At 61.5% G+C, this 10,887-nt stretch carries 10 protein-coding genes and 1 pseudogene; 9 read left to right on the top strand and 2 right to left on the bottom strand.

The genetic code is table 11. The features are described from left to right. Positions 1-31 precede the first annotated feature (31 nt). The 3 genes from RI103_RS32775 (at position 32) to RI103_RS32765 (ending at position 2,011) form a co-directional block, all read left to right on the top strand. Positions 32-292 carry a hypothetical protein gene (locus tag RI103_RS32775; RefSeq protein ID WP_310816910.1) on the top strand — a complete coding sequence of 87 codons (261 nt, stop codon included), beginning with the start codon at positions 32-34 and terminating at the stop codon, positions 290-292. A gap of 733 nt (positions 293-1,025) precedes the next feature. Further along, the gene (locus RI103_RS32770; RefSeq protein WP_310816908.1) at positions 1,026-1,319 is read left to right on the top strand and encodes a DUF1398 family protein; all 294 of its coding nucleotides are present in this window, start codon (positions 1,026-1,028) and stop codon (positions 1,317-1,319) included. Next, entirely contained in the window at positions 1,316-2,011 is a 696-nt protein-coding gene (locus RI103_RS32765; protein ID WP_310816907.1) for a DNA alkylation repair protein, read from the top strand. Before RI103_RS32770 ends, RI103_RS32765 begins: the two co-directional genes overlap by 4 nt. A 20-nt stretch (positions 2,012-2,031) precedes the next feature. On the opposite strand, the gene RI103_RS32760 is transcribed toward RI103_RS32765, so the two are convergent. Then, positions 2,032-3,804, bottom strand: a complete 1,773-nt coding sequence (locus tag RI103_RS32760) for a phospholipase D-like domain-containing protein (RefSeq protein ID WP_310818632.1) — start codon at positions 3,802-3,804, stop codon at positions 2,032-2,034. 278 nt (positions 3,805-4,082) lie between these two features. On the opposite strand from RI103_RS32760, the gene RI103_RS32755 reads away from it, so the two are divergent. The 6 genes and pseudogenes from RI103_RS32755 to RI103_RS32730 form a co-directional block, all read left to right on the top strand. Then, complete coding sequence (locus RI103_RS32755) at positions 4,083-6,473, top strand: ATP-binding protein (RefSeq protein ID WP_310816905.1); 2,391 nt, start codon at positions 4,083-4,085, stop codon at positions 6,471-6,473. 45 nt (positions 6,474-6,518) lie between these two features. After that, positions 6,519-7,253: a methyl-accepting chemotaxis protein gene (locus tag RI103_RS32750; protein WP_310816904.1), complete on the top strand. Its 735-nt coding sequence runs from the start codon at positions 6,519-6,521 to the stop codon at positions 7,251-7,253. Next, positions 7,250-7,792 (top strand): hypothetical protein, encoded by a 543-nt coding sequence (locus RI103_RS32745; RefSeq protein ID WP_310816903.1) that lies wholly within the window; start codon positions 7,250-7,252, stop codon positions 7,790-7,792. The genes RI103_RS32750 and RI103_RS32745 overlap by 4 nt, the downstream gene beginning before the upstream one ends. Positions 7,793-7,829: 37 nt before the next feature. After that, a complete protein-coding gene (locus tag RI103_RS32740; RefSeq protein WP_310816901.1) occupies positions 7,830-8,801 on the top strand; it encodes a chemotaxis protein CheX in 972 nt (323 codons plus the stop codon). 20 nt (positions 8,802-8,821) lie between these two features. Further along, entirely contained in the window at positions 8,822-9,187 is a 366-nt protein-coding gene (locus RI103_RS32735) for a response regulator (RefSeq protein ID WP_011490379.1), read from the top strand. Between the two features lie 631 nt (positions 9,188-9,818). After that, positions 9,819-10,058: pseudogene (locus RI103_RS32730) on the top strand (winged helix-turn-helix domain-containing protein); the annotation flags it as partial. A gap of 65 nt (positions 10,059-10,123) precedes the next feature. Here RI103_RS32730 and RI103_RS32725 read toward each other — a convergent pair. Next, a complete protein-coding gene (locus RI103_RS32725; RefSeq protein ID WP_310816900.1) occupies positions 10,124-10,882 on the bottom strand; it encodes an SDR family oxidoreductase in 759 nt (252 codons plus the stop codon). Between the last annotated feature and the right edge of the window lie 5 nt (positions 10,883-10,887).

Below are 10,887 nucleotides of genomic sequence, written 5' to 3'. Positions count from 1 at the left end.
TGCAGGCCGGTCTGGGGAGGGGAGATTCGAAATGTCATCACGTATCGACAAGTCTTCGCTGGTGTTCGACAGCATTGAAAACGACGAGCACAACCGATGCGTGGACCTGTTCCAGCGTTCAGACAGTACGTACGGATTCGAAGAGTTTCGTCGCGATGTCGAAGACGGCGGAGCCTGGACGCCGGTCCAATACTATTCGGGCGCTGTGTTTGCTTCGAAGGACGAAGCGCTCGACGCCGCAGTCAAGGCAGTCGTCTGGCTTGCCGATAGTGTGACTCATAGGGATGAGTGACTCCGGGATGGTGAGGAATTCCAGGAGATGACATCAGCGTGCTCAACGGTGAAGCTTTCCAGGAGATAGATGGCTCAAACTCGCCGAGAGGTGAGCCGTTCCAGGAGATCACCCGGCAAAGGTGAGCGATTCCAGGAGGTGAGTCAACGGCGCGCTGAGTCCGCACTTGAGATAAGGTGAGAAATTCCAGGGAGTTCCATTCATAGCGTCAACGATGAAGCAGCTGGCGCTCAAGCGCCTCACCTTGAAGCCTATCGGTGCAACGCCGTGCCGCCCATCTGCATACATCCTCTTCTTCCTGCGATCGCGTGATCGTCGCGGGCTCGCAGAAGCGGACAACATGTCGCTAGCAACAGACCGCACAAGGTGTTGGGTGGAGATTGGGAGCAAGGCTGAAAGCGGACAGGTGAGAAGATTCGGGAGTCGGCCAGGTGAGAATATGGCTACCTGTGCGCGCACTTTAAATACAAAGGTGAGGGAATTCGGGAGCCACGGTAACGGGTTCACAACCCCTCATTCGTCCTGCGAGCTTGACTTTGATTTCCTGGGAAACTAGTATTCGTTCACGGTATTTTCGGTGCTTCCGTCGAACAAACGCTCAACTCTGTAGGAGATCACCACGCGCGCCAAGCTCGATGAAGCAAGCCGTCGCGTTGCCGACGACTGCGCGCAGCGTTCCCACAACGGCACGATCGACTTCGGCTCCGTCGTGCGCGCGCTCGGTGAAGCTGGCGTGGAATCGTATTTCACCGATTACCGTCGCGGTGAGCATACGTACTATGCGCCGGGCGGGGAGACGCATGTGATCACCTTGCCGCTGCCGGACGTTGCCATCGCGGACGCGTTCGATGCCGACGCCGTGAACCTGGCCGTGCGCGGCGCGCAGAGCGGCGCCGTCAACTACGCCGAGTTCGTGCGCCGAACCCTGGCCGCCGGATGCGTCGGCTATTTCGTCTGGATCGCGGGACGTCAGGTGCAGTATTTCGGCCGACGCGGCGAAGTTCACGTCGAGCGCTTTCCTCAATGACGCCCCACGCTTTCACCAAGGAAATCAAGGCCGCGCTCGCTCCGCACGCCGACGCGGAGCGAGCGCTCGCCATGCGCGCCTATATGCGCCACCAGTTCGACTTTATTGGCGTGCCGACGCCGTTGCGGCGGCAAGCGGCAACGCCGGTTTTCAGGCGGCTGCCGGTGGAAAACGCCGATCACCTGCTGGCGTGCGCCAATCTCTTATGGACGATGCCGGCCCGCGAATACCAGTACGTCGCGACGGATCTACTGGCGCGCAACTGGAAGACGCTGGCATTGGCCGACATCGCGCATCTGCTGACCATCGCGCAGCATGCTTCGTGGTGGGATTCGGTCGATCCGCTAGCGGCCGTGGTCGGCGACGTGTTGAAAGCGGCGCGAGTCGGGACGCCGCAGGCGCAGGCCACGATGGACGCCGCGCTTCAGCACGAATCGCTGTGGGTGCGGCGCATCGCGATGATTCATCAACTCGGCTGGCGCGAACATACGGACGAAGATCGCCTCTTCGCCTACGCACGTTCGCTGGCCGGCGAAAGCGACTTCTTCATCCGCAAGGCGATCGGCTGGGCGTTGCGAGACTACGCGCGGCACGCGCCCGAAGCGGTGAGCGGTTTTCTGTCGGCGTCGCGGAACCTTATCTCGCCGCTCACCTTGCGCGAGGCGTCGAAGCATCTTCCGGCGATTCGGTGACGCCTTCGAACGCACGCGTCTTAATCACCACCGTGCGCCAGCGCAACACGCGCTTTGTCTTCCGGGCTGTCCGCAACAAAATACTTCTTCGCCCACGATCCATCTGGCGCGAGCATCAAGCGCTCATGCGTGCCGTCGTTCTTTTGCCGTATTGCCAACGCACGTGCCCGATAGTGCTCATAGAGCCGCAGAAATTCCGCGAGATAGGTGCCGGCGATGCGCCGGTCGCGAATCTCCAGCAGGTTCTCGTCGTTGAAGTGTTCCGAGTTGTTGCTCATATTCGCCGAGCCCGTGTAGACGACCGGATTGGCGCCCTCCGCATCGATGACGAGGAACTTGTGGTGAATGATGACGGGCGCGTAGCTCGGCGCGTGTTCGCCCGGGAAAAGCCGCAACTCGGGTTCGAAGCCTGCCGGCACGGTCGCCGGTGAAAAATACTCCGCGTCGATTACGTCGTGCTTGTCGCGGCCGCGGTGATACAGCTCCATGTTGGCGAGCGCGGTCGTCGAGACGATTTGTCCGTTTTTCTCCGCCTCTTCCGCCGTTTCCGCTGACTTGGGGCTGATGTGGTTGACGAGGCCGAACATCATCCGGCCTTTGTCGCCGGCCGCGAAACATGCATCGCGCAGCGGCGCGTCGGTCGGCATGAAGAGGCAGAACACCACGGAGTGTTTCGCTTCGTTGATGGCGTCGACGATCGTGTCGATCTGCATACGCGAGTCTTTCGCTTCAGGCGAAAAACAGACCCGTACTTTCGCGCTCCCGATCTGAATCGACTCCGACCAGCCCGGCGTGAGCTTCGCCGTCGCAGCGATGGCTGGATTGCCTGCCAGCGCCTTGGCGCGCTCGCTGTACAAGGTGGCCAGTTCCGGCGAGTCGAACAGATGGAGCACGTTCGCCTGCTCCGTGATGCCTTCGGTGGTGAAGTTGGCCGAGCCGGTCAGTACGCGCGCCGGTGACGCATCGCCATTGCCGCTGTCCACCACGATGAACTTGTCATGCATGATGTGCGTCTTGTCGCGCGGCGCGAACGTGGCGACGTCGGCGAGCTGGTCGACGGCGGGTTGATTCGGCGACGGTGCCGGCGGCTTGCCCTTCTGCAAGACTTCGTGCGAGTCGTAGACAATGGCGAGCGATGCTTTGCCCTGCTTCTTGCCGAAAGCCTCGAAGGCGGGAATCGCCCAGAGCGGATCGGTCAGGTGGTACACCGCCGACGCAGCACGATGCGCATGATCGAGCGTGAGCGCGAAAACTTCCTGCAGATCGTTCGCAAGCCATGTGCGCAGGCGCAATGCCTGCTCCGGCGACGGCGCCGCATTCGGCGCGAGATGCAGCGCGGCGACTTTGCGCGCGAACGCCTGCGAGCTGACCACGGCGCGGTTGAACCACGAGCCGACGTTCGCTTCCACATGCGCGGGCAACGTCAGCTTGCATTCGCCCCTTTGCGCGTCGAGCAATTGTGGCGCCTCCGGCGTGCCGACCACCGGATAGATGAGATAGGTGAACGACTTCTCACGATCCGCTTCGTCGATCCGCGCATCCCACCACATGAATTTCTGAATGGGCGCCTCATTCGACGGCGCGTCCCTCTGCGTGTCCGGCACCGCGCCTTTGAAGGTCAACCGGTTGGGCAGCCAGCTGCTGGCTTCGCGTTCGTGTCCATCCGCGGCGAGAAACCCCGGCGTCCGTTTGATGGCGAAACCGAGGAAGTCTTCGCGCGTGCCACCTTCGGCCCAATCGAAAGCGAGTAGCACGAGTGTTGGGGACAGATAGCTGCGGACGCTGACATTCATCATTAGGCTCCACCATGTCGAATGGAGCTTTAGTCTGGTCGCGCAGTTTGTTGAATTGGTGACAAGACGAAAAATCTAAAAAGGTACTGACTAACGACGATTTCTCCAGGAACTTTAGAAACTAATTTAACGCGTTGAATGCATTCTAAAAGCCTGCAGTCATCGCTTAGTAATATGCGTGCGCAATACTGCGCAGCGCTGCAAGTCAGACCACAGTTCGCATAAAACGCGCGGCTCCTATCGAGGGCTGACGCGAAGGCCAGGCCTCGGGGGTTCAAATGACTATTCGTCATCGCATCACGCTATTGGTTGTTCTGATGTTCGTCGCCTTATCGGCGATCGGCGGCTACGCTGTCTACCAGACGCGCGGCAGCGCAGCCGAGGTGCGCAAGGTGACGGAAGGCGTTGTGCCGAGCGCGCTCGCTTCCGCCGACCTCGTGTCGCAAGTCAAGGATGTGCAGCTCGCCGCGATGACGCTGGTCTACGCGCCCGACGCCAACATGGTCGCCCAGGCACAGGACGAACTGAAGAAGAAGCGGGTCTCGCTGCAACAGGCGCTCGCTCTGCAAGCTCAAGATGCCGCGAGCCACGCCCAGAAGGGTCTCGTCTCGCAAGCCAACGACAGTCTCGAGAATTATTTCTCCGCGATCGCCGAGACGGCCAAAATGAAGGCCGATGGCAAGAACGAACTCGCGCAGGCGTATCTGTTCGCCAACGTCGCGCAGTATCGCGATGAACTCGAAGGGATCGTCGAAACTTTGCGCGTCGAGAAGAATCGCGAGAAAGACGAGGCGATCAGCGCGCTGAACACCACGCTCTCGACCACGACCACGGCAATCGCCGTCGTTACGGGCATCGCGATCGTTCTGCTGACCTCCATCGGCTCGCTGCTCTACCGCCAGATCACGCGCCCGCTCAGCCGCATGCAGGCGATGATGAGCGAGATCGCTTCGAGCCAGGATTTCACGCGGCGCGTGCCGGTCGGCCGGCTGGACGAGATCGGCCATTCGATCGTCGCCTTCAACGGCATGATCGAGAAGATTCAGGAGAGCTCGGCGCAACTCAAGCAGAAAACCGCCGACATTCAGGCGATGTTGCAGAACATGCCGCAAGGCATTCTCACCGTGATCGACGGCGCCGTGATCCACGCGGAGTACTCGGCGTATCTGGAAGACATCTTCGAAACGAAGGATATTGCCGGGCGCGGTCTGATGGATCTGGTGTTCGCGGATACGGATCTCGGCTCGGACGCGCTCTCGCAAGTCGACGCAGCCGCGAATGCGTGTCTGGGCGAAGACTGCATCAACTTCGCGTTCAATCAGCATCTGCTGGTCGGCGAGATTTCCAGGCGCATGCCCGACGGCCGCGTGAAGATTCTCGACCTGAGCTGGTCGGCGATTACCGATGAAAGCGACGTGATCGTGCGCCTGATGCTTTGCGTGCGCGACGTCACCGAATTGCGCAAGCTCGCGGCGCAAGCCAGCGAACAGCGCCGCCGCCTCGACATGATCGGCGAGATTCTCGCGGTCAGCGAGGAGAAGTTCCACCACTTCATCGAGAGCTCGACCGGCTTTGTCAGCGAGAACGAGCGGATCATCCGTAAGCATTCGGAGGCGGATCACGCGGCGATCGCCGAGCTGTTCCGCAACATGCATACCATCAAGGGCAATGCGCGGACCTATAACCTGCAGCATCTGACCAACGTCGTGCACGAAACCGAGCAGAGCTATCATGAACTGCGCCAACCGGACGCGGATCGCTCGTGGGATCAGGAGCATCTGATGCGCGAACTGACGCGCGTGCGCGAAGCCATCGAAAGCTACGCGAAGATCAACGAACAGAGTCTTGGCCGCAAGGGCAAAGGCCAGACGAACGACGCCGCCAACTCGGGCCACTATGTAATGGTCGCCAGGGAACATATCCAGCATACGCTGAGCATGCTGGAGCAAACCAACGCTGGCGAACTGCACGAACTTCAGTCGATGCACGATGCGCTGCGCCGCACGCTTCGCGCCCTGGGCAGCGAAAGCGTGCGCGACGCGCTCTCCGGCGTGCTGGACTCGTTGCCGTCGCTCGCGAATGAATTGGGCAAGCCCGCGCCGAACGTGCATATCGACGACAACGGCTACCGTCTGCGCGCTCAGGTGGGCGGCACGCTGAACGATGTGTTCATGCATCTGCTGCGCAATTCGATGGACCACGGTATCGAAACCGCCGAGGCGCGCAGCGCCCACGGCAAAGCGCCGACCGGCACGATCAGCATCGAGGTCGGTGTGGACAACGGCGCGCTGCAGATCACGCTGAGCGACGATGGCCGCGGCCTCGCGCTCGAACGCATTCGCGGCATCGCCATGGAACGCGGCTGGATCAGCCACGACAAGGCGCTGAGCGACGAAGCCATCGCCGATTTCATTTTCCGGCCGGGCTTCTCGACCGCGGAAACGGTCACGGAGCTGTCGGGCCGCGGCGTCGGCATGGACGCGGTGCGCGATTTCCTCAAGCGCGCGAACGGCAGCATCGAACTGCGCTTTACCGACGATCAGAAGGGCGCGGCGTTCCGTCAGTTCCAGACGATCGTCTGCCTGCCGGATAGCGTCGCCGTCGATACGCTCGGCATGCAAGCGCGTGGCGAAGCCGGTGCACTGCAACTCGACGCGATGCAGGGCTGAGCGCCGCATCGGCGTAAGTTGCGACGAAATTCGAAGGGAACGGCTGTGATTCAACAGTATGTATTGGCGGTGGCAGCAGGCAGCGCGGTGACCGCGCTGCTGGCATTTGCCGCGCACAGGGTGCATAGCGCGAAGCTGACGGCACGGCTGCGCGCTGAAGCGCAAGCCCACATCTCCAGGCTCGAGGCGCAGCGCGCCGATCACGGCGCGGCCATTCGCGAGCGAGAGCAGGCAGCGCATGAACTCCATGCCTTGACCGCGCAGTTGCGTGAGGAACTCGCGCAGCAGTCAGCCAGCGCCGACGAGCTGCGCGCGGCACTGGAAGCGGCCGCCGAGGACAAAGACCATTTGGCGCATCAGGCCGGGCGGATCGCCGGCGAGGCTGAGCGTCTGAAGAGTCTCGGCGCGACATTCGAGCGCTGGCACGAACAGATGATTTCGCTGATGACGCAAAATCACGACATGCACGCGAAGAATCAGGAGCTGTCGTCGATTGTGCGGCATGTGGTGATCGTATCGCTGAACGCGTCGATCGAAGCCGCGCGTGCGGGGCCGGCCGGCCGCGGCTTCGCGGTGGTGGCGAGCGAAGTGCGCGCGCTCGCCGCGCGTTCGGAAGAGTTATCGAAGAGCTATCGCGACAGCCTGCATCGCAACGATCTGACCACGACTTCCACGTTTCAGGACATTCAGGCGGGCGGCAAGATGATCGCAGCGTCGCTCGCCAGCGTCGAGTCGCTAGCCAATCAGCTTCATTCGAAGCTGCACGAGGTGGCGGTGTGATTTCGGCCCACGCCAAGGACAGCTTCGAGCGCATTTTCCGCAAGGCCGCGCAGGCGCGCTTACCGCTGGATTCAGGCGATCTGTGCGAGATCGCGCCGATAGCCGACGCCAGTGTCGGCGTATCCAAAGACACGCAAGTGGTCGTGCTGACCATTTCGTCGATTGTGTTCAGACTGCTGCTGATTCTTCACTTCAACGAAGACGACAGCACACGCGGCTATTACCTGAAAGACGCCGCCGACGAGCGGCCCTTCCAGGAAGCCTTTCTGGAAATTTGCAACCTGTGTTGCGGGGCGATGAATCAGGAGTTGCTGCGCTATTTTCCCGACCTCGGCATGTCGACGCCTTACGTGCTGAACGCGCGTTGCCTGCCGCATCTGCATGAATTGAAGCCGGCTCTGCTGTCGTCGTATTCGGTCACGCTCGACGGCAGCGTGCGGCTTGCCGCGACGGTGTGCGTGTGCGCGCATGCGCCGCTCGACTTCGTCGCCGATACGAGTGTGGTCGAAGAAACCAGCGGCGAACTGGAGTTGTTCTGACCGTGAAATGTATAGCCGCTGTGAGCAGGAACGCGACATGAACATGAACAAGCCGGTCAGCAAGGTGCTGGTGCTGGACGACTGCCCGGCGCACAAGGAAGCGCTGAAGCGCTTTTGCGACGAGAACAATCTGGTCGGCGTGAAGGTCGGCAAGAACCGCCTGCAATCGGTGCTGCGCTCGAACATCGATCTGGGCGCGGTGCTGTTTGCCGAGCGTTACGGTGGCTCGCCGGAGGCGAGTGCCGAGATCGCGATCAGGATCAACGCGGTGCGTCCCGAGTTGCCGATCATCATGCGTCGGGACGACGACCCAGGCATGGACGGTTTGCCGGAGAGCTTGCGACGTGTGATCTGCGCGGCGTACGTCGCGCACGATATGGCGCCGCTGCGCCAGGTGATCGACGACTACATCTTCAGCCTGGACTATCCGAACGCACTGGTGCGCGGCATCGCCGACATGACGCAAGCGATTCTCGGCGACGTGTTCAAGGAACTCACCATCACGTGCGACACGCCATATATCGTGCGTGACCGCATCATCTTCGGCGAGGTGTTCAGCCTGATTCCGCTGGAAAGCGCATGGTGCCGCGGCTACATGATGATGCAGGCCGAAGAGACGCCGATTCTCGAACTGCTCGATCGTTACAAGATGATCGACAACGCGCGACACGGCGAAGCGGATTTCCGCGACCTGAACAGCGTGCTCGGCGAAGTGACGAACCTGATCTGGGGTTCCTTCAAGAACCGCTATGTCGGCGATGCGGACGCCTGGGCGCGCAGCCAGGTGCAGGTGCCGCTGCTCGTGAATCACAAGCACAAGTACATCTCGTTCGGCAGCGGCAATCCGCAACTGTGCTTCACGTATTGGTTGAAGGACCCGCAGTCGAACCGTGCGGTCAAATTGCATCAACGTTTTGTGTTCAGCCTGAGCTGGTCGCCGGAAGACTTCAAGGAAGTCGCGGACGACGTCGGCGCAATGGTCGAGGCGGGCGAACTGGATCTGTTCTGAATGTTGTCATAGGAAAAAACATGTCGAAAATTCTGGTGGTGGATGATTCGAGCACGGTGCGCGACGAAGTGGCGGGCTTTCTGAAGAAGAACGGTCTGGACGTCGACACGGCGGTGGACGGCAAGGACGGCCTCGCCAAGCTGAAGGCCAGCCCCGGCATCAAGCTGGTGATCAGCGACGTCAACATGCCGAATATGGATGGCCTGACGATGGTCGAGAAGATTCGCGGCGAACTCGCGAACAAGACCGTCAACGTCATCATGCTGACAACCGAGAGCAGCCCGGCAATGAAGGAGCGCGGTAAGGCGGCGGGCGTGAAGGGGTGGATCGTCAAGCCGTTCAAGGGCGACGCGGTGCTGGAAACGTTCCGCAAACTGGCGGGCTAGGCGCCTGTGCGCGGCAAGCGCACGCAAAGGTGAGAGTTTTCGGGAGCTGCGCGCGGGCGGGTTTTTGAGTCGGTTCCGCGGTCACCGCGGCTGTCGAAACACGCGGTATACGCGTAAAAACCGGCCGGAGCGTTGATCGAGGCCGGGGTTCCGAACGCGCTCGCTGTTCAAAGGTGAGAATATTCGGGACCCTGCGGGAATTCACGAGACGGTCACCACAAAGCCTGGTTTGTCGCGGCGGGCGCGCTTTCCCTGCTCACGAGCCGCGGATTGGAAACGGTGAGTGGCAAACTCGATCCGCACTCACCAGGCCGCTCTGTATCGACCGATGGGGTCGCAATGACCCGCATACATCGATCACAACATCCATCGCTCGCGCGAATCGCGCATCTGCGTCACGTGCAAAGGCCCGCACGCGCACGGCCGCTTACCTGGGTATGCAAATTACTCCGCCGCTTTTAAAGGTGAGGGTTTGCGGGAGTGGCGTGTTCCGGTGCACCCATACCACGCCCAGCATGGCTTTGCGGCCTGCCCCCAAGCGCGAAAGGTGAGCGTTTTCGGGAGCGTTCCGACGCGTTACTTGCGCTGAACCCCAAGCGCTCCGTGCCAAAGGTGAGGTTTTTCAGGAGCGGTCAATCACGCGATGACCGTGCGCACGCGCGTGCAACTCAACGAGAAACTGCGCGGCAACACCGTGCTGCATCAAGGGCGCAGCCTGGATGTGTGGATCTGGCGGTTGCGCCGGTTGATCGAAATCGATCTTTCCGAGCCGCGCTACGTGCAAACCGTATGGGGACGCGGCTATGTGTTCGTGCCGCACGGCGAACTCGGTGCGGCCGAGCGCGGCATGATGGTCGCGCCCGGCGTGTAAATCAGCGGCAAGTCAGGCTAAAGGTGAGGGTTTTCGGGAGCGCTCGACGCGCTCCGTTGTTGCCGTCACGCCGGCTTCGCGATCTCGCGAATGTCGGCGACCGGCGTTTGGCCGAATGCATCGCTCAATGCGTAATCGAGCAACTGCGTCGCGCATTGTTCAGGGCTCGACAGTTGGCCGTTGCGCTTGAGGTCTTCGAATCTCTCACGCATGGGGAACTGTTCGACGCCGCTGCTGCGAATCTCCGCCTGCATATTCGTATCGATCACGCCCGGTGCCAGACTGCAAATACGCAACGCGCGATTTGCGTCGAGCGCGACAGCGCGCGCGTGATGATCGAGCGCGGCCTTCGTCGCGCAGTAGATGCTCCAGCCGGGATACGCGTTGCGCGCCGCGCCGCTGGAAATGTGCACGATGCGGCGATCGGTTGCGTCGACGGCGGCTGCGGCGAGCGCGCTGGCCAACATCAGCGGCGTGGCGACATTCAGGCTAACCGCATTCGCGATGACCGCGACGTCTTGTCCTTCAATCGGACCGATGGGCTGGACCGTGCCCGCGTTGTTGATCAGCAGAACGGTTTGCGCGCCACTGACGAATTCACGCAGTGCATCGGTCGCGATCCATTGCGCGACGCGCGCGGTGTCGGCCAGTTCCAGTTCGATTTCTTCGAGCAGCGCCGGGAAGCGTGCTTTCAATGCGGCGTGACGCGAGCGGGACAAACCCAGCACGGAGGTCCCGCGAGCCAGAAGTTGTTCGGCGAGCGCCGCGCCCACACCGCGCGTGTGGCCGGTGACGATCGCACGGATCGGAGAAGAGGTGGTCATGTCGG

Source organism: Paraburkholderia sp. FT54, assembly GCF_031585635.1.
Lineage (GTDB): Bacteria > Pseudomonadota > Gammaproteobacteria > Burkholderiales > Burkholderiaceae > Paraburkholderia.
This window is presented reverse-complemented; position numbering and strand designations above follow the sequence as displayed.

Bases quoted from the DNA above. Each gene is read 5' to 3' on its own strand.
- RI103_RS32775 (WP_310816910.1), top strand. From the start codon at position 32: ATGTCATCACGTATCGACAAGTCTTCGCTGGTGTTCGACAGCATTGAA.
- RI103_RS32760 (WP_310818632.1), bottom strand. From the start codon at position 3,804: ATGAATGTCAGCGTCCGCAGCTATCTGTCCCCAACACTCGTGCTACTC.
- RI103_RS32740 (WP_310816901.1), top strand. From the start codon at position 7,830: ATGAACATGAACAAGCCGGTCAGCAAGGTGCTGGTGCTGGACGACTGC.
- RI103_RS32725 (WP_310816900.1), bottom strand. From the start codon at position 10,882: ATGACCACCTCTTCTCCGATCCGTGCGATCGTCACCGGCCACACGCGC.
- RI103_RS32735 (WP_011490379.1), top strand. From the start codon at position 8,822: ATGTCGAAAATTCTGGTGGTGGATGATTCGAGCACGGTGCGCGACGAA.
- RI103_RS32765 (WP_310816907.1), top strand. From the start codon at position 1,316: ATGACGCCCCACGCTTTCACCAAGGAAATCAAGGCCGCGCTCGCTCCG.
- RI103_RS32755 (WP_310816905.1), top strand. From the start codon at position 4,083: ATGACTATTCGTCATCGCATCACGCTATTGGTTGTTCTGATGTTCGTC.